Below are 21,789 nucleotides of genomic sequence, written 5' to 3'. Positions count from 1 at the left end.
GTCAGGTCCCTTCCTTACGTCACTTGGCGGCTGCGGCCGGGGTGTCCTCGCCGAGCAGCTTGCCGTCCGAGGTCTCGAACTGCTTCTTGAAGGCCGCGACGGCTTCGTCGATCGCCTGGATCGTGTCGTCCGACATCTTGGCGCCCTCCTTGATGGAGGTCATCAGGCCCTGCTCCTTGCGGTGCAGGTACTCGAGGAGCTCCTTCTCGAAGCGACGGATGTCGGCCACCGGCACCTCGTCCATGCGGCCGTTGGTGCCGGCCCAGATCGAGACGACCTGGTCCTCCGTGGCCATCGGCTCGTACTGGTTCTGCTTGAGCAGCTCGACCATGCGCTGACCGCGCTCCAGCTGGGCCTTCGACGCGGCGTCCAGGTCGGAACCGAAGGCGGCGAACGCCTCCAGCTCACGGAACTGGGCGAGGTCGACGCGCAGACGGCCGGAGACCTGGCGCATGGCCTTGTGCTGGGCGGAGCCACCGACACGGGAGACCGAGATACCGACGTTCAGGGCCGGACGCTGACCGGCGTTGAACAGGTCGGACTCCAGGAAGCACTGGCCGTCGGTGATGGAGATGACGTTGGTCGGGATGAACGCCGAGACGTCGTTGGCCTTCGTCTCGACGATCGGCAGACCGGTCATCGAGCCGGCACCCATGTCGTCGGAGAGCTTGGCGCAGCGCTCCAGCAGACGGGAGTGGAGGTAGAAGACGTCACCCGGGTAGGCCTCGCGGCCCGGCGGACGGCGCAGCAGCAGCGACACGGCGCGGTAGGCGTCGGCCTGCTTCGAGAGGTCGTCGAAGATGATCAGGACGTGCTTGCCCTGGTACATCCACTGCTGACCGATGGCCGAACCGGTGTACGGCGCCAGGTACTTGAAGCCGGCCGGGTCGGACGCCGGGGCGGCGACGATGGTCGTGTACTCCAGCGCGCCGTTCTCCTCCAGCGCGCGGCGGACCGACGCGATGGTGGAGCCCTTCTGGCCGATGGCGACGTAGATGCAGCGGACCTGCTTGTTCGGGTCGCCCGTGCGCCAGTTGTCGCGCTGGTTGATGATCGTGTCGACGGCCAGGGCGGTCTTGCCGGTCTGGCGGTCACCGATGATCAGCTGGCGCTGACCACGGCCGATCGGGGTCATCGCGTCGACGGCCTTGTAGCCCGTCTCCATCGGCTCGTGCACCGACTTGCGCTGCATGACCGTGGGGGCCTGCAGTTCGAGGGCGCGGCGGCCCTCGGTCTCGATCTCGCCGAGGCCGTCGATGGGGTTGCCGAGCGGGTCGACGACGCGGCCGAGGTAGCCCTCGCCGACGGCCACGGAGAGCACCTCACCGGTGCGGTGCACCGGCTGCCCCTCCTCGATGCCGCTGAACTCACCGAGGACGATGGCACCGATCTCGCGCTCCTCGAGGTTGAGGGCGAGGCCGAGGGTGCCGTCCTCGAACTTCAGCAGTTCGTTGGCCATGGCCGAGGGCAGGCCCTCGACCTTCGCGATGCCGTCGCCGGCAAGGGTGACCGTACCGACCTCCTCGCGCGAGGCCGCGTCCGGCTTGTACGACTGGACAAAGTTCTCCAGCGCGTCCCGGATCTCCTCCGGCCGGATCGTGAGCTCCGCCATCTGGGTTCCCTGCTCTCCTTGTTGGGCCCGAAGTTTCTGTGGGGGTCTGGGGGCGACCCCCAGGAATCCTCTGCACGGCCCAACGCGGGCCGTAGTACTGCGTATGGAGTTGCTGCTAGCCCGCCAAGCGGCGGCGGGCGTCCTCGAGACGGTCCGCGAGCGAACCGTTGATGATCTCGTCGCCGACCTGCACCCGGATCCCGCCGAGGATCTCGGGGTCCACGTCCAGGTTGAGGTGCATCTGGCGGCCGTAGAGCTTGGCCAGTGCGGCACCGAGGCGTCGCTTCTGTGCGTCGCTCAGCGGAACCGCCGAGGTGACGACGGCGACCATGCGGTCACGGCGCGCAGCCGCGAGCTTGGACAGGGACTCGAGTCCCGCTTCCAGGCTACGTCCCCGCGGCGCGACCACAAGGCGCGTCACCAGACGCTCGGTGGTCACGTTGGCGCGTCCGCCGAGCAGCCGGTGCAGCAGCTCGATCTTGGCCGAGGCGCTCGCGGCCGGATCGGTCAGCGCGGCGCGCAGCTCGGTGCTGGAGGAGACGATCCGGCCGAACCGGAACAACTCGTCCTCGACGTCGTCGAGCGCCCCCGCCTTCTCGGCGGCGATGAGGTCGGCGATGTTCGCCAGCTCCTCCAGCGCATCCACCAGGTCACGCGGCTGCGACCAGCGCGAGCGCACCATCCCGGCCACCAGGTCGACGGTCACCCCGCCGACCTGGCCGCTGAGCAGACGCTGGACCAGTTCGGCCTTGGCCTCGCCGGGCTGCGCCGGGTCGGTGAGGACCCGACGCAGCGACGCCTCGCGGTCGAGCAGCGCGGTGACGGCGGCCAGCTCGTCGGCGAGCTGCGCCGCGTCCACGGACGTGGAGTCCGTCAGCGCGTCGAGACGCTCACGTGCTGCTGCCAGGGCCTCGCGGCTCGCTCCGTTCATCGCGCGGCCTCGGCCTTCTCCTCGAGCTCGTCAAGGAAGCGGTCGATGACGCGGCTCTGACGGTTGTGGTCCTCAAGGGCCTCACCGATGAGCTTGCCGGCCAGCTCGCTGGAGAGCCTGCCGATCTCCTGCCGCAGCGCCTGCGCGGCGACCTTGCGGTCGGCCTCGATCTGCGCGTGACCGGCGGCGATGATCTCCTCGCGCTGCCGCTGCCCCTCCGCGCGCATCTCGGCGATGAGGGCGGCACCCTGCTCCTGCGCCTCCTGGCGCAGACGCGCGGCCTCGTGGCGGGCCTCGGCGAGCTGAGCCTTGTACTGCTCAAGGACGCTCTGGGCCTCGACCTTCATGGCCTCGGCCTCTTCGATACCGCCTTCGATCGCCGCGCGGCGCTCTTCCAGAACCTTGTTGATGTTCGGAAGCAGCTTCTTGCTGAGGAAGAAGAAGACGATGGCGAAGGCGATGAGGCCGATGACCAGCTCGGGGCCCGGCGGGATGAGGGGGTTCTCCTCCTCCGCAGCCAGCTGCACCAACTGTTGTGTCAGCTGCATGTCATCAGTGCCTTTCCTTTAAAAGGTCGGTCGTCAGCCGCGGTTTACTTGTAGCCGTAGACGAACGGCATGACGATGCCGATGAGGGCGAGCGCCTCACAGAAGGCGAAGCCCAGGATCTGGTTGGCGCGGATCAGACCGGCAGCCTCGGGCTGGCGAGCGAGGGCCTGGGTGCCGTTGCCGAAGATGATGCCGATGCCGATGCCGGGACCGATGGCGGCGAGGCCGTAGCCGATCGAGGCAATAGAGCCGGTGACGGCGGCAAGGGTCTCAGTGGCAGCCATGCTGATTCTTCCTTCTCTTTCAAGGACCGGTGGGGGTTGGCCACCGGACGTCTGGTGAGGAGCGGTTCGAACGGGGGCTCAGTGGTGCTCGGCGAGAGCGCCCTGAACGTAGGAGCAGGCCAGAAGGACGAAGACGTACGCCTGGACGGCCTGAACGAAGAGCTCGAAGAGGATCATGACCATGGTCATGACGAACGAGACGGCGCCGGCCGGGATCAGCCAGCCGTTCAGCAGGTACCAGCTGGCGACCGTGAACATCACGAGCAGCAGGTGACCGGCGAACATGTTGGCGAAGAGTCGCACGGCGTGGGTGAACGGCCGGACCAGTACGTTCGAGAAGAACTCGATCACGACGACCAGCGGCAGGATCGGACCGAGCGACTTGTCGTAGCCGGTCAGGTTCTTCATGCCGCCGACGAAGCCGTGCTTGCGGAAGGTCAGGATCATCCAGGTGAGGTAGACGACGATCGCCAGGGCCGCCGGGAAGGCGATGATCGACGTCACCGGGAACTGGGCGACCGGGATGATCGACCAGAGGTTCATGATCCAGATGAAGAAGAACAGCGAGACCATGAGCGGGACGTACTTCTCGCCCTCGCGCTTGCCGAGCGTCTCGTAGACGATCCCGCGGCGCACGAAGTCGTACCCGGCCTCACCGACCATCTGGAGCTTGCCCGGGACCACCTTGGCCTTGCTGAACGCGGCCCAGAAGACGCCGACCACGACCAGGGAGCTCAGAATGGCAAGCAGCATCGGCTTGTTGAAGTGCAAGCCGCCGACCGTGAACATCGGTTTGAACAGGAAGGATTGAAGGCCCGGCGACGGAAAGCCGCAGCCGTTGTCGGCGAAAACGCGGCAACTCCAGTCAAAGGCGAGCGTGGTCTGGTCAGCACTCACCGCGGGCTCCTTCGGCGTGACGCATGGGTTCGGCAACCTCGTTGTGTCGGCGCGGCGCGCAGCCGCGGATCGGCACCGGACTGGTGTTACGGATGGGGGGGCGACTGTCGGGCATCAAGCCTCGCGATCGAGCAGGCGTCAGCTCAGATGCCCGCGCCCACGATGCCGCAGTTGGCACCGGACGATAGCAGGATCTCTCACACGTCTTTATCCCGGCCCTACCCCTCACGGCGTGGACCCTGTCTTCTCGGGCTGCCCGCTCTTCTCGGAGCCCGGGTCGACATAGAAGATCTTGGTCTTCATATGCGCACGCGCCTGCGCCGCCATCCACACGACCGTCGCGACGAGCAGAGCGAACGCGAACGCCTTCGGATTGAAGAGGGAAGTGCCCTTGAAGAGAGCCATGAAGATCAGGAGCAACAGGAGCTGGGCGACGTAAAGCATCAGCCCCATGGCCTGGAACAGCTGCGGGAGCGTTTTCGCCGTCCACTGCAGGACGTAGAGCCCGATCCCCATGAAGAGGACGGCGAGCACTGTGCCGACGGCCGCACCCAACGCACCCTTGCCACCCGCGACCACACCGCTGACAGCGACGGCGATCACACCGACAGCCACCGCGGGCGCGGCGATCTGCAGAAGGTTCCGGGCGTCATTGGACGGCATGGCGGCAACTCCGCTTTCACAGGGGGCAGGGTGTCGTCATGGACGAGCGTAGTCCCGGGACGAGCGGGGTCCTCACGCCGAGGGACCATCGCGCGGAGGTCCTTCGGCTCTATCCCCGGGGTTCTCGTGAACCGTATCACAAACTATTTGATGCGGTCTTTACCTAGGGATGTGCCTGCCGTCACACATGAGAGTGAACCTGCCCGTCTGCGCGGATCCTGGGTCACCTTGTCTGGTATTGGGGCGCTTTATACCCCCACGATTTGGCAACGCGCTCGTCAGATTCTTACCTGGCCCGTCAGCGCGACGACTCGGCCTTGCTCCGCTCCAGGCGCGTACGAGCACTCAGCGCGGTGGCCCCGTTGACCCGCCCCATACCCGTGACGACCGGGGTGCGGCGCTCCTGACCGGGCTTGCGCTCGTCCCCCGGTTCGTACGCGGCGGCAGGCACCGGCTCCATCGCGGCCCGGTGCCGACGGCGGTAGCGGGGCGGCACGAAGGCCTCGGCCCAGCGGGGGGCACGCGGGGTGAACCTCGGCAGCAGAAGGAGGATCAGACCGACCGCGCTCAGTACGACGATGCCGAGCACGATCCACATCGACGCCGAGTTGACGGAGTACCCCAGGGCCCCGAAGGCGATGAGCGCCGACCAGAAGTACATGATCAGCACGGCCCGGCTGTGCGAGTGCCCGATCTCCAGCAGCCGGTGATGCAGATGCCCGCGGTCCGCGGCGAACGGCGACTGGCCGCGCCAGGTGCGGCGAACCACCGCGAAGACGAAGTCGGCGGTCGGCAGGGCGATGATCGTCAGCGGGAGCAGCAGCGGGATGTAGACGGGAACGGTCTGGTGGACCGTCGCGCGCACGGACCCGGAGAAAAGGTTCATCGAGTCCGGGTCCACCTGCCCGGTGATCGAAATGGCGCCGGCGGCGAGCACCAGCCCGATCAGCATCGATCCCGAGTCGCCCATGAAGATCCGCGCCGGGTGCATGTTGTGCGGCAGGAAGCCCAGGCACATGCCCATCAGGATGGCCGCGAACAGGGTCGCGGGGGCCGCGGGCTCCAGCCCGAATCCGTACCAGATGCGGTAGGCGTACATGAAGAACGCGGCCGAGGCGATGCAGACCATGCCGGCGGCGAGGCCGTCGAGGCCGTCGACGAAGTTGACCGCGTTGATCGTGATGACGACCAGCGCCACGGTCAGCAGGGTGCCCTGCCACTGTGTGAGCGCGACCAGGCCGACGCCCGGGACGGGCAGCCACAGGATCGTCAGACCCTGCATGACCATCACGCCCGCGGCGATCATCTGGCCGCCCAGCTTGATCAGGGCGTCGATCTCGAACTTGTCGTCCAGCACGCCGATGAGCCAGATGAGTGCGGCCCCGGACAGCAGCGCCCGCGGTTCGTTCGAGCTGGCGAAGACCTCGTTGAGGTTCTTGAGGTGGTCTGCGACCAGCAGGCCTGCGCACAGACCGAAGAACATGGCGATACCGCCGAGCCGGGGGGTGGGTTCCCGGTGCACGTCACGTGCCCGGATCTCCGGCACGGCTCCGGCCACGATCGCGAACTTGCGTACCGGCCCTGTCAGCAGATACGTCACCGCGGCCGTGATACAGAGCGTCAGCAGGTATTCACGCACGGGCTTCCCCACAGGTCTCGCTGGGCATCCTCAGCCCCACACCCTAACTCCGCGTGCATACGGATGGGGACGAACGGGTAGCGACGATGGTTGCACGTGTGGCTGTGTACTCCGCTGCGCCTACCCCTCACCGGCCGGGATACGGCGGAAATCCGCTGGTGAGCTCCCGCACTTCGTCACGCGCCTTCTTGGCGTCCGTCTCGTTGCGCAGCACGGACGCGAACAGCGCGGCCACGTAAGCCATTTCGGCCTCGCCCATGCCCTGCGTGGTCAGTGCGGCAGTGCCCAGGCGCAGGCCCCGGGCGTCGCCGTGAGGCAGCGCACATGTGTCCAGGACCATACCGGCCGCCGCGAGCCGGCCCCGTGCGGTGCGGCCGTCGACGCCGAGCGGGGCCGGGTCCACGGTCAGCAGATGGGTGTCGGTGCCCCCGGTGGTGACCGCCAGACCCTCGTCGGCCAGACCCGCCGCGAGCCGCCGGGCGTTGGCCACCACCTGGTGGGCGTAGGCGGCGAAGTCCTCGGTCGACGCCTCCCCGAAGGCGACCGCCTTGGCCGCGATGGTGTGCATCTGGGCGCCCCCCTGGGTGAACGGGAAGACGGCCCGGTCCACGCGCTCGGCCAGGTCGCCGCCGCACAGGATCATGCCGCCGCGCGGACCGCGCAGCACCTTGTGCGTGGTGGCGCAGACCACATCGGCGTACGGCACCGGACTGGGCGCCGCTCCCCCGGCGACGAGCCCTATCGGATGGGCGGCGTCGGCGATGAGATAGGCGCCCACCTCGTCGGCGACACCCCGGAAGAAGGCGTAGTCGATGTGCCGCGGATAGGCGATGGACCCGCAAACAATGGCCTTCGGACGGTGCGTACGGGCGAGGGCGCGCACCTGTTCGTGGTCGATGAGTCCCGACTCCGCCTCGAGCCCGTAGCCGACGAAGTCGAACCAGCGACCGGAGAAGTTGGCGGGCGAGCCGTGCGTGAGGTGGCCGCCGTGCGGCAGCCCCAGCGCGAGCACGGTGTCGCCGGGCCTGAGCAGGGCGGCGTACGCGGCGAGCATCGCGGACGAACCCGAGTGCGACTGCACATTGGCGTGCTCGGCGCCGAACAGTGCCTTGGCCCGCTCCACGGCGAGGCGCTCGGCGACGTCGACGATTTCACACCCGCCGTGGTGCCGGGCGCCGGGATACCCCTCGGCGTACTTGTTGGCGAGCGGCGAGCCGAGGGCTGCCAGCACCGCCGGAGAGGTGAAGTTCTCGGCGGCGATGAGCTGCAGCGTCGTCGACTGCCGGGCGAGTTCCCCGAGGAGGATCTCGGCCAGCTCGGGGTCCTGCCGCCGCAGGACGTCGGCCTCGAGGGTATGGGTGACCGCCATGGTGCGCTCCGGGCGTCGACGGGGACGTAGGTCCAATGTAGGCCGCGGCCGCAAGGGACGCCCGGTATTGCACCTGTCGCGGCTGCGGCGTCGTGGCGCCGGGGCCCGGCACCGGACACGGTCGCAACGTCCCGCGACAGGGGCCTACGTACGCGTCGCAACCCCCGTCAGGGCCGTGACCACCGGGTCCAGCGCCTGATGGATCTCGTCGCCGATCGACCGGAAGAACGTCAGCGGCGCCCCGTACGGGTCGTACACCTCGTCCGCGTCCGCCGTCGGGGCCAGGAGCCAGCCGCGCAGCGCCGCCGCCGCCCGGACCAGGGCGCGGGCCCGCTCGACCACGCCGTCCTCCAGCGGAGGCAGCGTGGCAGGGTCTATGGCCCGTACCAGGCGGGTGAACTCCTTCAGCGTGAAGGTGCGCAGGCCCGCCGAGTGGCCCATGGAGATGACCTGGGCACGGTGGTCGCGGGTCGCGGTCAGGACCAGGTCGGCGCGGATGACGTGCTCGTCCAGGAGTTCCCGTCCCACGAACCCGGAGGCGTCCGCGCCGAAGTCCGCGAGGACCGCCTCGGCGTTCGCCTCCATGGGCGCGCCCTCGTGGCCCCAGGTGCCCGCGCTCTCCACGATCAGCCCGCCCCACAGCGGGTCGCCGAGCCGGTCCGCCAGGGCATGGCGGGTCAGCCGCTCGGTGATCGGCGAGCGGCACACGTTCCCGGTGCTGACGTGGAGGATGCGGAAGGTGTCGCGGGGAGGTCCCGGTTCCACCAGGCTCCCCGCCTCGTCCCCGCTTCCTATGCCGCGCATGGGGGTCCCCCCTGCTCCTTGGGGTGCTCCCGCTCATGCGCGTCCCCCCGCTCGAGCAAAGCCGAGCGCGGGGGCGAAGCCGAGAGCGCGGGCGAAGCCGAGAGCGGGAGAGCGGCCGAGGGCTTCGGGGAGTCAGGCGCTGTCAATTGGCCACCTCGAGGTCGGGTACGACCTTGCGCAGCTCGTCGGCCGACAGCGCACCCTGGCGCAGCAGCACCGGCACCCTGCCCGTCACATCGACGATCGAGGACGGGACGTTGCCGGGGGTCGGGCCGCCGTCGAGGTAGACGGAGACCGAGTCGCCGAGCATCTCCTGCGCGGCGTCGCAGTTCTCCGGTGCCGGGTGGCCGGTGAGGTTGGCGGAGGACACGGCCATCGGACCGACCTCCGTCAGCAGTTCGATGGCGACCGGGTGCAGCGGCATGCGCACGGCGACGGTGCCACGGGTGTCCCCCAGATCCCACTGCAGGGACGGCTGGTGCTTGGCGACGAGCGTGAGGGCACCCGGCCAGAAGGCGTCGACCAGCTCCCAGGCCATCTCGGAGAAGTCCGTGACGAGGCCGTGGAGGGTGTTCGGGGAGCCGATGAGGACGGGCGTTGGCATGTTCCGGCCCCGGCCCTTGGCCTCCAGCAGCTCGGCCACGGCTTCCGAGGAGAACGCGTCGGCGCCGATGCCGTACACGGTGTCGGTCGGCAGCACCACGAGTTCGCCACGGCGGATGGCGGAGGCGGCCTCACGCAGACCCGTCGCACGGTCGGTCGCGTCGTTGGTGTCGTATCGCCGTGCCATCTTCAGCTGGCCTCCTCGTACACGTACTGCTGCGGAAAGAGAGTCTGGGGGGTGCTCACGGCAGCGCCCTGCGGGCGGTCGCGAAGCGCGGGCGGTTGTTGAGGTCGGGGTGGTCGGCCGCGTCGGCCCAGCCCCGCTCCTCGGTGAAGATCCACGGCACCTGCCCGCCCTGCGTGTCGGCGTGCTCGATGACGACGACGCCGCCGGGGCGCAGCAGCCGGTGCGCAGTGCGTTCCAGGCCCCGGATGAGGTCGAGGCCGTCCTCGCCGGAGAACAGGGCCATATCGGGGTCGTGGTCCCGGGCCTCCGGGGCGACGTACTCCCATTCGGTCAGCGGGATGTACGGCGGGTTGGAGATCACCAGGTCGACCTGGCCGTCGAGGTCGGGGAAGGCCGTGCGGGCGTCTCCCTGACGCAGGTCGACCCTGGAGCCCTCCATGTTCCTGCGGGTCCAGCGGAGGGCGTCCTCGGACAGCTCCACGGCGTGCACGCGGGAGCGCGGCACCTCCTGCGCGAGGGCCAGCGCGATGGCGCCCGAGCCGGTGCACAGGTCCACGATCAGCGGCTCCACGACATCCATCGCGCGGACGGCGTCTATGGCCCAGCCGACTACCGATTCGGTCTCCGGGCGCGGGACGAACACCCCCGGACCGACCTGGAGTTCCAGGTACCGGAAGTAGGCGCGCCCGGTGATGTGCTGGAGCGGCTCGCGCGCCTCGCGGCGGGCGATGACCTCCCAGTAACGGGCGTCGAAGTCCGAGTCCTTCACGGAGTGCAGCTCGCCCCGCTTGACGCCGTGCACGAAGGCCGCGAGCTCCTCCGCGTCGTTGCGCGGCGAGGGCACGCCGGCGTCGGCCAGCCGCTGGGTGGCCTGGGCCACCTCCGCGAGCAGCACGCTGCGGGGGATCGGGGGTCGCCCCCCAAAGTTCTGCTGCACGCTGGTCCTCCGGTGTGTGTACGTGCCTTACGCGGCGGCGAGCTTGGCGGCCGAGTCCGCGTCGACGCAGGCCTGGATCACCGTGTCGAGGTCGCCGTCCAGGACCTGGTCCAGGTTGTAGGCCTTGAAGCCGACACGGTGGTCCGAGATGCGGTTCTCCGGGAAGTTGTACGTACGGATCTTCTCGGAGCGGTCGACCGTGCGGACCTGGCTGCGGCGGGCGTCCGCGGCCTCCTTCTCCGCCTCCTCCTGCGCCATGGCGAGCAGCCTGGAGCGCAGGATACGCATCGCCTGCTGCTTGTTCTGCAGCTGGCTCTTCTCGTTCTGGCAGGAGGCCACGACCCCGGTCGGGAGGTGCGTGATGCGCACGGCGGAGTCGGTCGTGTTGACGGACTGGCCGCCCGGTCCCGAGGAGCGGTAGACGTCGATGCGGAGGTCGTTCGGGTTGATCTCGACGTCGACCTCCTCCGCCTCCGGTGTGACCAGCACACCGGCCGCGGAGGTGTGGATACGGCCCTGGGACTCGGTCGCCGGCACGCGCTGCACGCGGTGCACCCCGCCCTCGTACTTCAGCCGGGCCCACACGCCCTGGCCGGGCTCGGTCTGGCCCCGGGTCTTCACGGCGACCTGGACGTCCTTGTAGCCGCCGAGCTCGGACTCGGTGGAGTCGATGATCTCGGTCTTCCAGCCGAGGCGCTCGGCGTACCGCAGATACATGCGCAGCAGGTCGCCGGCGAACAGGGCGGACTCGTCGCCGCCCGCCCCCGCCTTGATCTCGAGGATGACGTCCTTGTCGTCGCTGGGGTCGCGCGGGACCAGCAGCAGGCGCAGCTTCTCGGTCAGCTGCTCGCGCTGCTTCTCCAGGTCCTTGACCTCGGCGGCGAAGTCCGGGTCGTCGGCGGCCAGTTCGCGAGCGGTCTCGATGTCGTCGCCGGTCTGCCTCCAGGAGCGGTACGTGGCGACGATCGGGGTCAGCTCGGCGTAGCGCTTGTTGAGCTTGCGCGCGTTCGCCTGGTCCGCGTGGACCGACGGATCGGCGAGCTTCTTCTCCAGGTCGGCGTGTTCACCGACCAGTTCCTCGACCGCCTCGAACATCTCCGGCTCCCATGGGATGTCCCCCGCCCGGACGGGGCGTGGGGGACGTATGTACGACGAACAGGGGCTGCACCGCAAAGCGCCGGCCCCGGCGCCCCCGAATCGAGGGCGCCGGAGACCGGCGCTGTGGGCTCGCTACTTCTTGGCAGCGGCAGCCTTGCCGAAGCGGGCCTCGAAGCGGGCCACACGGCCACCGGTGTCGAGGATCTTCTGCTTGCCCGTGTAGAACGGGTGGCACTCGGAGCAGACCTCGGCCCGGATGGTGCCGGACTCGATCGTGCTACGGGTGGTGAACGACGCGCCGCAGGTGCAGCTGACCTGCGTCTCGACGTACGCGGGGTGGATGTCGCGCTTCAAGGTGTCTCCTAGATTCCGGGAGGGCGCCGGGTCGCAGCCGCGGGATGCGGAAGCGTGAACCGGAGCCGACGTACCAGTCTGCCAGGACTGACCGTATCCCCCAAAACCGGGGGCACAGGTGAACTATTCCCGGCCGGTGGGCGCCCGCTCACTACGAGCTGACGACGCCCGTGGCCCCGCCCGTCGCGGAGCCCTTGGTGGCGCTCGCCGGGATCGGCTTGTCGTTCTTCAGGGCGTCCCACACGAGCTGGGCCTTGGTCTTCTCCAGCAGGACGCGGTTGGGGTCGTACGGGTCGTACTCGACCGGCATCGTCACCATGGTCATGTGCGAGGGGCTGATGCCCTTCAGCCCCTCGGCGAAGGACGCCAGGTTCTTGACGGAGGCCAGGTCGGAGTCGGTGGTGACGGTCTTGGTCGCGGTGTCTGCGAGGTCCACCAGCTTGGTCGGGCTGGTCAGGATGCCGATGTTCTTGACCTGGTTGACCAGGGCCTTGATGAAAGCCTGCTGGAGCTGGATGCGGCCGAGGTCGGAGCCGTCGCCGACGCCGTGCCGGGTGCGGACCAGTCCGAGCGCCTGCTGCCCGTCGAGAGTGTGCGTACCGGCCTGCAGGTCGAGGTGGCTGCGGGAGTCGTCGATGTCCTTGGTGGTGGTCACCTTGACGCCGCCGAGGTCGTCGACCAGTTTCTGGAAGCCGGAGAAGTCCACCTCGATGTAGTGGTCCATACGGACCCCGGTGATCGACTCGACGGTCTTCACCGCGCAGGCGGCGCCGCCGGTGGAGTACGCCTCGTTGAACATGGAGTGCGGGGCGGGGGAATGTGCGACGCCCTTGTTGTCGGTGCACTCGGGCCGGTCCACCAGGGTGTCGCGCGGGATGGAGACCACGCTGGCCCGCTGGTGGCCCTTGTAGAGGTGCACGATCATCGCCGTGTCCGAGCGCCCGGTGCCGTCGTCGGTGCCGCCGCCCAGCTTCCTGTTGCTGCCGGAGCGCGTGTCCGAGCCGAGGACCAGGACGTTCTCGGAGCCGTTGTCGACCTTCGTGGGCCGATCGGTGCCGAGAGCCTGGTTGATGTCGACGCTCTTCAGGTTGCCGTTGAGCTTGAAGTACAGGTAGCCGACACCGGTGCCGCCGAGGACGACGATGCCCGCGGCGGTCCAGGCCGTGACGAGCAGGGCCTTGCGTCGCCTGCCGCGCGTCGCAGGCGGCCGCCCCGGCACCCGGTGGCGCGGGCCGGTCGTGGTGGCCTCGTCGGCTATGCCGTCGTCCGGCGTGCTCTCGGGGGGCATGTGCTCCTCAGTCCTGGCGGCCTGTACTGGTCCATCGTTACTCCGTTCGGTCAGACGGAGAAACCGGAGACAGGGTTGCACAACGCAGCGTGCCCGTTACGTGGGCCGTTGAACACACCGGGTCACCGCCCGGCGACACCATCCGCGCTCACCTGCGATTTCCTCCGCGGTTGCCATACCGCTCCAAACCGGCACCCTGTGGCAAATGTCTCGCACATCGCACCTCCGGCCCGCCCACCGCGCCTCCGGCCCCCGCACAGCACCTGCGGCAACGCACAGGGCCGCCCCCCTCCTGTGAGACGGGAGCGGCCCTGTGCCGTGAAGACCTGCTCAGTCGCCGTTGCCCGGCGCCGGCGTCGTCTTCTGGATCTGCATCAGGAACTCGACGTTCGACTTGGTCTGCTTCATCTTGTCGAGGAGCAGCTCGATCGCCTGCTGCTGGTCGAGCGCGTGCAGCACCCGGCGCAGTTTCCAGACGATGTTGAGCTCCTCGGCGCCGAGCAGGATCTCCTCCTTGCGGGTGCCGGACGCGTCCACGTCCACCGCCGGGAAGATGCGCTTGTCGGCGAGCTTCCGGTCGAGCTTGAGCTCCATGTTGCCGGTGCCCTTGAACTCCTCGAAGATCACCTCGTCCATGCGCGAGCCGGTGTCGACCAGCGCGGTGGCGAGGATCGTCAGGGAGCCGCCGTCCTCGATGTTGCGCGCCGCACCGAAGAAGCGCTTCGGCGGGTACAACGCGGTCGAGTCGACACCACCGGACAGGATGCGGCCGGAGGCGGGCGCGGCGAGGTTGTACGCACGGCCCAGACGCGTGATCGAGTCGAGCAGGACGACGACGTCATGGCCCAGCTCCACCAGGCGCTTGGCCCGCTCGATGGCGAGCTCCGCGACCGTGGTGTGGTCCTCGGCCGGGCGGTCGAAGGTCGAGGAGATGACCTCGCCCTTGACCGACCGCTGCATGTCGGTGACCTCTTCCGGACGCTCGTCGACGAGGACGACCATCAGGTGGCACTCGGGGTTGTTGTGGGTGATCGCATTGGCGATCGCCTGCATGATCATGGTCTTGCCGGTCTTCGGCGGGGCCACGATCAGACCGCGCTGGCCCTTGCCGATCGGCGACACCAGGTCGATGATGCGGGTGGTCAGCACGCCCGGGTCCGTCTCCAGACGGAGGCGGTCCTGCGGGTACAGCGGGGTCAGCTTGTTGAACTCCGGGCGGCCACGGCCGTGTTCGGGCGCCATGCCGTTGACGGAGTCGAGGCGGACCAGCGCGTTGAACTTCTCGCGGCGCTCGCCCTCCTTCGGCTGGCGGACCGCGCCGGTGATGTGGTCGCCCTTGCGCAGGCCGTTCTTGCGGACCTGGGCGAGGGAGACGTACACGTCGTTCGGACCCGGCAGGTACCCCGACGTACGGATGAAGGCGTAGTTGTCGAGGATGTCCAGGATGCCCGCGACGGGGATCAGGACGTCGTCCTCGGCGAGCTGCGGCTCGGCGATTTCGTCACGGCCACGGCGGCCCCTGCGGTCGCGGTAGCGGCCGCGACGGCCCCGGCGGCCGCCCTCGAAGTCGTCCCCGTCCTCGTCGGGCCGCTGCCGGTCCTGGCGTCCGCCGCCCTGCTGCTGGCTCTGCTGCTGGCGCTGCTGACCGCCCTGGCCCTGCTGCTGGTCGTCGCCCTTGCCACGACGGTCCCGGTCCCGGTCCCGGCCCCGCTCGCGGCGGTCGCGGCGGCGGCCCTCGCCGCCCTCACCGGCATCGCCCTGCGGCTGCGCCTGGGCCGGGGTCTCGGCCTTCGGCTCGCTCTTCGCCTCGGCGGTGACCGTCTCCGGGCTGCCGGCCTCGGCGGTGGCGCGGCGCCGGCGGCGCTCGGCCGGGGCGTCGTCACCGGCTCCCTGGCCGGGGATCTCGATCTGCTGCTGGGCCGCGGGCTGCTCGGCGGGCTTGTCGGCCTTCGGCTCGGCCGCGGAGGCCTCGGCGCCGGTACGGGCCCGGGAGGTGGCCCGGCGCTTCGGCTTGGCCTCGGTGGCGGCCTCGGCCTTGGCCGGGGCGGCTCCGCCTCCCCCGGCCTGCGCCTCCTTGATGACCTCGATCAGCTGGCTCTTGCGCATACGCGCGGTGCCCCTGATGCCGAGGCCGGATGCGACCTGCTGCAGCTCGGCCAGCACCATGCCCTCGAGGCCGGTACCGCGGCGCCGCCGGGAGCCGGCACCGGTGGCAGGCGCGGAGGCGTCCGTGGAGGGCGCGGCAGCGGTCTCCTCGACACGTGCGCCCATCAGATCGGTGGTGTCGCTCACGAAGGGTCCTTCCCTGGAGCGGACGTCGGCCTGTCTGGCTCGGCGACCGGTTGTGCTGTCCGACTTCGGTCCCGTCTTTGTGGACCGTGCCGGGGCGGTGGTCCGCCAAAGCGGCGGAAGAGATATCTGGTGATGGCGCTTCCCAAAGCCCTGACACCCGGTTTTGTGTCAGGCGGCTTGGTCACGCCGATTCCGGAGCGTGCTCGGCAACCCGCTCAGTGTCCACGTACCGCGTACTGCTCGGGTACGAGATACGAAACACAGTGCGGCTTGGGAGGCTCCCGGAAGAATGGTTGTCCCGGACGGGGACACGAAGCACCTCGCCATGGCGGGGTCGGGTGCAGACTTGAGGTTAACACTACCGGATCCAACAAACATTCCCCCTCTCGAAATCCGGCAACCGTGTGTCAGGGCGCAAGCGGCAGCACGCTCGCTCCCTGGCTGTCCAGGTCCAGCCGGTTGGCGGCCCAGCCCTCGCCCGCCAGGTCGGCCACCTTGTCGGCGCTGTCGTCGTCGGCCAGCGCCAGGACCGTGGGCCCCGCACCGGAGATGACGGCGGGAATCCCGTCGGCCCGCAGCCGCTCCACCAGCACGGCGCTCTCCGGCATCGCCGGGGCCCGGTACTCCTGGTGGAGGCGGTCCTCGGTGGCGGGCAGCAGCAGCTCGGGGCGCCGGGTCAGAGCCTCGACGAGCAGAGCGGCGCGGCCCGCGTTGGCGGCGGCGTCGACGTGCGGAACGGTGCGCGGGAGAAGTCCGCGCGCCGTCTCGGTCAGGACCGGCTTTCCGGGCACGAAAACCACCGGAACGATGGAATCCGCGGGGTCCATGCGGATCGCGCGGGCGGCGCCGCGGTCCATCCAGGAGAGCGTGAATCCGCCGAGCAGACAGGCCGCTACGTTGTCGGGGTGGCCCTCGATCTCGGTGGCGAGCTCCAGGAGCGCGGAGTCGTCGAGCCGGTCGCCACCTATGGTCACGGCGCGGGCGGCGACGATTCCGGCGCAGATCGCGGCGGAGGAGGAGCCAAGACCCCGACCGTGCGGAATCCGGTTGGCACAGACGATTTCCAGGCCGCGCGGCTGCCCGCCGAGGGAATCGAAGGCAGCACGCAGCGACCGTACGAGGAGATGACTCTCGTCGCGCGGAAGCGTCTCGTTGCCCTCACCCGCGATGTCGATGTGCAGCCCGGAGTCGGCCACCCGGACGACCACGTCGTCGTAGAGCCCCAGCGCGAGGCCCAGGGCATCGAAGCCCGGACCGAGGTTGGCGCTGGTGGCGGGGACGCGCACCCGGACGGCGGCGGCGCGGAACGCTGGACCGGCCATCGCTCGATGACTCTCCTTGAGCTGCGTGATGGTCGAATGACATTCGATACGTGCGGAAGACCCGAAGGCCGCAGGGGCGGCGCGGCACCGCGGCATATGCGGCGGGCGGGTTCGGTACAGCCTATCGAAGGAAGGTTCTGTGGCGACATAGGGCGCACAGGAGGCGCACGATGCGTGTCGTAAGCCCCCTGTGCCCCCTCTGCGAGGTGCCTACAGGGTTATCCCCCGCCGGCGGTCGCGTTACGCGAGGCCGAGCCGCTCGGCCGCCGTCGCCGCGTCCACCGGGACGGTGACCGGCTGGGGGGCGCCCGCGACGGCCCAGTCGGGATCCTTGAGGCCGTTGCCGGTGACGGTGCACACGATCCGCTGCCCCGGGTCGACCCTGCCCTGCTCGGCGGCCTTCAGCAGACCGGCGACGGACGCGGCGGACGCGGGCTCGACGAAGACGCCCTCCTGGGCGGCCAACAGACGGTAGGCGCGCAGGATTTCACGGTCCGTCACCTCGTCGATGAGGCCGCCCGACTCGTCCCGCGCCGCGAGCGCGTACTTCCAGGACGCCGGGTTCCCGATACGGATCGCGGTGGCGATGGTCGACGGGTCCTTGACGACCTCACCGCGCACGATCGGGGCAGAACCGGAGGCCTGGAACCCCCACATGCGCGGGGTCCGCCGGGCGACGCCGTCGGCGGCGTACTCCCGGTAGCCCTTCCAGTAGGCGGTGATGTTGCCCGCGTTGCCGACCGGCAGGACATGGATGTCGGGTGCGTCGCCGAGCATGTCCACGATCTCGAAGGCCGCGGTCTTCTGCCCCTCGATTCGCACCGGGTTGACCGAATTGACCAGCGCCACCGGGTAGTTGTCCGACAGCGCCCGCGCCAGCGTGAGGCAGTCGTCGAAGTTGCCGTCGACCTGGAGGATCTTCGCGCCGTGCACAAGGGCCTGGCCCATCTTGCCGAGCGCGATCTTGCCCTGCGGCACGAGCACGGCCGAGACCATGCCGGCGCGCACGGCGTAGGCGGCGGCGCTCGCGGAGGTGTTGCCGGTGGAGGCGCAGATGACCGCCTTGGCGCCCTCCTCCTTGGCCTTGGAGATGGCCATGGTCATGCCGCGGTCCTTGAAGGACCCGGTGGGGTTGGCGCCCTCCACCTTGAGATGAACGTCACAGCCGGTGCGCTCGGACAGGACCTGCGCGGGCACGAGCGGCGTGCCGCCCTCGCGGAGCGTGACGACCGGCGTGCTGTCGGAGACCGGCAACCTGTCCCGGTACTCCTCGATGATTCCGCGCCACTGGTGGGTCATTGCTGGTTACTCTCCTTCAACCCGCATGATGCTGGCGACACCCCGCACGGTGTCGAGGCTGCGCAGCGCCTCGACGGTCCCGGCCAGGGACGCGTCGGACGCACGGTGGGTCACGACGACGAGGGAGGCCTCGCCGTCCTTGCCCTGCTGGCGAACCGTATCGATCGAGACGTGGTGCTCGGCGAACACGGTGGCGACCTGGGCGAGTACACCCGGTTTGTCGGCGACGTCAAGGCTGATGTGGTAGCGCGTGACGACATCGCCCATCGGCGAGACGGGCAGGGCGGCGTACGCGGACTCGCCGGGTCCCGTGGCGCCGCTGAGCCGGTTGCGGCACACGGCGACGAGATCCCCGAGCACGGCGGAGGCGGTCGGCGAGCCGCCCGCACCCGGCCCGTAGAACATCAGCTGGCCCGCGGCGTCGGACTCCACGAAGACGGCGTTGTACGCGCCGCGCACGGAGGCGAGGGGGTGGGTCAGCGGAATCATGGCGGGGTGCACGCGCGCGGTGACCGAGCCCCCGTCGGCGGCGCGCTCGCAGATGGCGAGCAGTTTGATGGTGCAGCCCATCTGCTTGGCGGAGGCGAAGTCGGCGGCGGTGACCTCGGTCATGCCCTCGCGGTAGACGTCGTCGAGGCGCACGCGCGTGTGGAAGGCGATCCCGGCGAGGATGGCGGCCTTGGCGGCCGCGTCGAACCCCTCGACGTCCGCGGTGGGGTCGGCCTCCGCGTAACCGAGAGCGGTGGCCTCGTCGAGGGCCTCCTGGTACCCGGCGCCGGTGGAGTCCATCTTGTCGAGGATGAAGTTGGTCGTCCCGTTGACGATGCCGAGCACGCGGTTGACCTTGTCGCCGGCCAGGGACTCGCGCAGCGGCCGGATCAGCGGGATGGCACCGGCGACGGCGGCCTCGTAGTAGAGGTCCTTGTCGTGCTCCTCGGCGGCGGCGTGCAGGGCGGCCCCGTCCTGGGCGAGCAGCGCCTTGTTGGCGGACACGACGGAGGCGCCGTGCTCGAAGGCGGTGGTGATGAGGGTCCGGGCGGGCTCGATCCCGCCGATGACCTCGACCACGACATCAATGTCGCCGCGTTTGACGAGGGCGGTGGCGTCGGTGGTGACGAGATCGGCCGGGACCCCCTCCCGGACCTTGGACGGGCGTCGTACGGCCACGCCGGCGAGCTCCACCGGGGCGCCGATGCGGGCAGCGAGGTCGTCGGCGTGCGTCGTCATGATGCGCGCCACCTCTGAGCCGACAACCCCACAGCCCAGCAGCGCCACCTTCAGCGGACGCGTACGCATCATCCGACCTCGTTTCCTCATGCGGTCTACGGTTGGACCAGTCTCACTCACCGGACGGGCATTTCTGCCCTTCGTCCGGATCGTGAGATGTCTATTTCATCTTGTCAGCGACGAAAGACAGGAAGATCTTCCGTCGTGCTTCGGGGCCTCAAGGGAGCCTCCAGCCACCGTCGCTGCCCTCGGCGATCCGGTGCCGGGTCGGGCGCCCTCGGCGGGCCCGTCCCGGCACCGGTCCGTCACTCACCACTCACCACTCACCCGACATCGAGCCGGAGAAGGTCGTCCTCCGTCTCACGGCGGACGATCACCCGGGCCTCGCCGTCGTTCACGGCGACGACGGGCGGGCGGAGCGCGTGGTTGTAGTTGCTGGCCATCGACCGGCAGTAAGCGCCGGTGGCGGGCACGGCGATGAGGTCACCGGGCGCCAGGTCGGCGGGCAGGAAGGCGTCCCGTACGACGATGTCGCCGCTCTCGCAGTGCTTTCCGACGACCCGGACCAGCATGGGCTCGGCGTCGGACGCGCGGGAGACGAGGGCGACACTGTACTCGGCGTCGTACAGCGCGGTGCGGATGTTGTCGGACATGCCGCCGTCGACGGAGACGTACGTCCGCAGCCCCTCGAGCGGCTTGATGGTGCCGACCTCGTACAGCGTGAAGGCGGTGGGCCCGACGATGGCGCGCCCCGGTTCCACGGAGATACGGGGGGTGCGCAGCCGGGCGGCGTCGCACTCGCGCGAGACGATCTCGGTGAGCGCCTTGGCGATCTCGTGCGGCTCACGGGGATCGTCGTCACTGGTGTACGCGATCCCGAGCCCGCCCCCGAGGTCGATCTCGGGCAGTTCGACGCCGTGCTCGTCCCGGATGTCCTTGAGAAGTCCCACGACCCGGTGGGCGGCGACCTCGAAGCCCGACATGTCGAAGATCTGCGAACCGATGTGGCTGTGGATGCCGATGAGTTCGAGCCCGTCGAGCTGCAGGGCGCGACGTACGGCCTCGGCTGCCTGACCGCCGGCGAGCGGGATCCCGAACTTCTGGTCCTCGTGCGCGGTGGCGATGAACTCGTGCGTGTGCGCCTCGACGCCGACGGTCACCCGGATCTGCACCCGCTGCCGCCTGCCGAGGGAGTGGGCGATGTGCGCGACGCGCACGATCTCCTGGAAGGAGTCGAGGACGATCCGCCCGACGCCGCTCTCGATCGCCTGGGTGATCTCCTCGGCAGACTTGTTGTTGCCGTGGAAGGCGATGCGGTCCGCGGGCATACCGCCGGAGAGCGCGGTGGTCAGCTCACCCCCCGAGCACACGTCGAGGTTGAGTCCCTCCTCGTGCAGCCAGCGCACCACGGCGCGGGACAGGAAGGCCTTGCCCGCGTAGAACACGTCGGCGTCGGCCCCGAAAGCGGTACGCCAGGCCCGCGCCCGGGCCCGGAAGTCGGCCTCGTCGATGAAGTAGGCGGGGGTGCCGAACTGCTCGGCGAGAGTCTTCACATCGACGCCGCCGACGCGGACGGCGCCGTCCTCGCCCCGGGTGACGGTCTGGGCCCACACCTTGGGGTCCAGGACGTTGAGATCGGCGGGCGGGGCGGAGTAGTGGCCCTCAGGCAGGACGTCGGCGTGGCGGGGCCCGGCGGGGTGTGCGGAACGGCTCATGTCGGGTCTGGGCTCTCTCAGAGGTAGTCGGGGGCACTGATGCCGAGCAGGGACAGGCCGCCGGCCAGCACCGTTCCGGCTGCTTCGGCGAGGGCGAGCCGGGCGCGGTGGGCGGCCGAGGGTTTCTCGTCGCCCAGCGGGAGCACGGTGTGCTGGAAGGCAAGCAGGGCGTCGGCGACGACGACGAGGTGCCGGGCGAGCCGGTCGGGCGCGCGATGGGCGGCCGCCTGGGTGAGGACGTTCGGGTACTCGGCGAGGGCACGGACGAGACAGGCGGCATCCGCCACGTCACCGGGAAGACCGTCGAACCGGAGGCGCGCGGCGTTACGGCTCAGGGCACGCGCTCGGGCGTGTGCGTAACGGACCCGGAAGAGGGGGTTGCTCTCGCGCTGCAGCAGATGGTCGGCAGTGATCCTGGGCCGGTCGTGCGCGGCCGGGTACAGCAGGGCCCAGCGTGCGGCGTCGGCGCCGAGGGGAGCGGGGTCCTCCGGGGCCGGAACGGGCCGCAGGTCGACGGTCTCACCGGGCCGCGCGTGATCGACCTCGACGCGCCCGCCCTGGGTGGCGACGATCCGGACGAGGGTGTCGGCGACGACTTCGGCGCGGATGTCGTAGGGGATGCGGAGGGGGATGACCTGACCGGCGAGGGTGGGGGTGTGGGCGTAGGGGGTGTGGCCGGGCGGGGCGGACTCGTATGAGGTTTGTTCGTGCGGGGTGTGG

20 protein-coding genes are annotated in these 21,789 nt (G+C 69.7%); all 20 read right to left on the bottom strand.

What is annotated here, in order from left to right; translation table 11 throughout:
- Window positions 1-19: 19 nt before the first annotated feature.
- On the bottom strand, window positions 20-1,612 hold the full coding sequence (gene atpA, locus AAW14_RS27095) for a F0F1 ATP synthase subunit alpha (protein WP_265566568.1): 1,593 nt from the start codon (window positions 1,610-1,612) through the stop codon (window positions 20-22).
- A gap of 115 nt (window positions 1,613-1,727) precedes the next feature.
- On the bottom strand, window positions 1,728-2,543 hold the full coding sequence (locus AAW14_RS27090) for a F0F1 ATP synthase subunit delta (protein WP_265566567.1): 816 nt from the start codon (window positions 2,541-2,543) through the stop codon (window positions 1,728-1,730).
- A complete protein-coding gene (locus AAW14_RS27085) occupies window positions 2,540-3,085 on the bottom strand; it encodes a F0F1 ATP synthase subunit B (RefSeq protein ID WP_265566634.1) in 546 nt (181 codons plus the stop codon). The genes AAW14_RS27090 and AAW14_RS27085 overlap by 4 nt, the downstream gene beginning before the upstream one ends.
- Window positions 3,086-3,135: 50 nt before the next feature.
- Window positions 3,136-3,375, bottom strand: a complete 240-nt coding sequence (gene atpE, locus AAW14_RS27080; protein WP_265566566.1) for an ATP synthase F0 subunit C — start codon at window positions 3,373-3,375, stop codon at window positions 3,136-3,138.
- Window positions 3,376-3,453: 78 nt separating this feature from the next.
- Window positions 3,454-4,272 carry a F0F1 ATP synthase subunit A gene (atpB, locus tag AAW14_RS27075; protein WP_265566565.1) on the bottom strand — a complete coding sequence of 273 codons (819 nt, stop codon included), beginning with the start codon at window positions 4,270-4,272 and terminating at the stop codon, window positions 3,454-3,456.
- Between the two features lie 225 nt (window positions 4,273-4,497).
- A complete protein-coding gene (locus AAW14_RS27070) occupies window positions 4,498-4,935 on the bottom strand; it encodes a hypothetical protein (protein WP_265566564.1) in 438 nt (145 codons plus the stop codon).
- A gap of 298 nt (window positions 4,936-5,233) precedes the next feature.
- A complete protein-coding gene (locus AAW14_RS27065) occupies window positions 5,234-6,574 on the bottom strand; it encodes an MraY family glycosyltransferase (RefSeq protein ID WP_265566563.1) in 1,341 nt (446 codons plus the stop codon).
- 127 nt (window positions 6,575-6,701) lie between these two features.
- Complete coding sequence (gene glyA / locus AAW14_RS27060) at window positions 6,702-7,943, bottom strand: serine hydroxymethyltransferase (RefSeq protein WP_265566562.1); 1,242 nt, start codon at window positions 7,941-7,943, stop codon at window positions 6,702-6,704.
- 144 nt (window positions 7,944-8,087) lie between these two features.
- Complete coding sequence (locus AAW14_RS27055) at window positions 8,088-8,747, bottom strand: protein-tyrosine-phosphatase (RefSeq protein ID WP_265566561.1); 660 nt, start codon at window positions 8,745-8,747, stop codon at window positions 8,088-8,090.
- Between the two features lie 142 nt (window positions 8,748-8,889).
- A complete protein-coding gene (locus AAW14_RS27050; protein WP_265566560.1) occupies window positions 8,890-9,537 on the bottom strand; it encodes an L-threonylcarbamoyladenylate synthase in 648 nt (215 codons plus the stop codon).
- Between the two features lie 55 nt (window positions 9,538-9,592).
- Window positions 9,593-10,432, bottom strand: coding sequence for a peptide chain release factor N(5)-glutamine methyltransferase (gene prmC / locus AAW14_RS27045; protein WP_265566633.1), 840 nt, complete (start codon window positions 10,430-10,432; stop codon window positions 9,593-9,595).
- A 69-nt stretch (window positions 10,433-10,501) separates the two neighbouring features.
- The gene (gene prfA, locus AAW14_RS27040; protein ID WP_265566559.1) at window positions 10,502-11,569 is read right to left on the bottom strand and encodes a peptide chain release factor 1; all 1,068 of its coding nucleotides are present in this window, start codon (window positions 11,567-11,569) and stop codon (window positions 10,502-10,504) included.
- A gap of 135 nt (window positions 11,570-11,704) precedes the next feature.
- Window positions 11,705-11,926 carry a 50S ribosomal protein L31 gene (gene rpmE / locus AAW14_RS27035; RefSeq protein ID WP_103838593.1) on the bottom strand — a complete coding sequence of 74 codons (222 nt, stop codon included), beginning with the start codon at window positions 11,924-11,926 and terminating at the stop codon, window positions 11,705-11,707.
- A 151-nt stretch (window positions 11,927-12,077) separates the two neighbouring features.
- A complete protein-coding gene (locus tag AAW14_RS27030; protein ID WP_265566558.1) occupies window positions 12,078-13,214 on the bottom strand; it encodes an LCP family protein in 1,137 nt (378 codons plus the stop codon).
- A gap of 330 nt (window positions 13,215-13,544) precedes the next feature.
- On the bottom strand, window positions 13,545-15,506 hold the full coding sequence (rho, locus tag AAW14_RS27025; RefSeq protein ID WP_265566557.1) for a transcription termination factor Rho: 1,962 nt from the start codon (window positions 15,504-15,506) through the stop codon (window positions 13,545-13,547).
- A gap of 407 nt (window positions 15,507-15,913) precedes the next feature.
- Entirely contained in the window at window positions 15,914-16,828 is a 915-nt protein-coding gene (gene thrB / locus AAW14_RS27020) for a homoserine kinase (protein ID WP_265566556.1), read from the bottom strand.
- Between the two features lie 240 nt (window positions 16,829-17,068).
- The gene (gene thrC / locus AAW14_RS27015) at window positions 17,069-18,127 is read right to left on the bottom strand and encodes a threonine synthase (RefSeq protein ID WP_265566555.1); all 1,059 of its coding nucleotides are present in this window, start codon (window positions 18,125-18,127) and stop codon (window positions 17,069-17,071) included.
- Between the two features lie 6 nt (window positions 18,128-18,133).
- Entirely contained in the window at window positions 18,134-19,426 is a 1,293-nt protein-coding gene (locus AAW14_RS27010; protein ID WP_265566554.1) for a homoserine dehydrogenase, read from the bottom strand.
- A gap of 251 nt (window positions 19,427-19,677) precedes the next feature.
- Entirely contained in the window at window positions 19,678-21,069 is a 1,392-nt protein-coding gene (lysA, locus tag AAW14_RS27005; RefSeq protein ID WP_265566553.1) for a diaminopimelate decarboxylase, read from the bottom strand.
- Window positions 21,070-21,086: 17 nt separating this feature from the next.
- A partial coding sequence (locus AAW14_RS27000) for a DALR anticodon-binding domain-containing protein (RefSeq protein WP_265566552.1) occupies window positions 21,087-21,789 on the bottom strand: 703 nt, incomplete at its 5' end.

Source organism: Streptomyces hygroscopicus, from assembly GCF_026168105.1.
In the GTDB taxonomy this organism is placed as follows: domain Bacteria; phylum Actinomycetota; class Actinomycetes; order Streptomycetales; family Streptomycetaceae; genus Streptomyces; species Streptomyces hygroscopicus_D.
The sequence above is the reverse complement of the archived record's forward strand: the minus strand, read 5'-3'. Positions and strand labels throughout refer to the sequence as shown.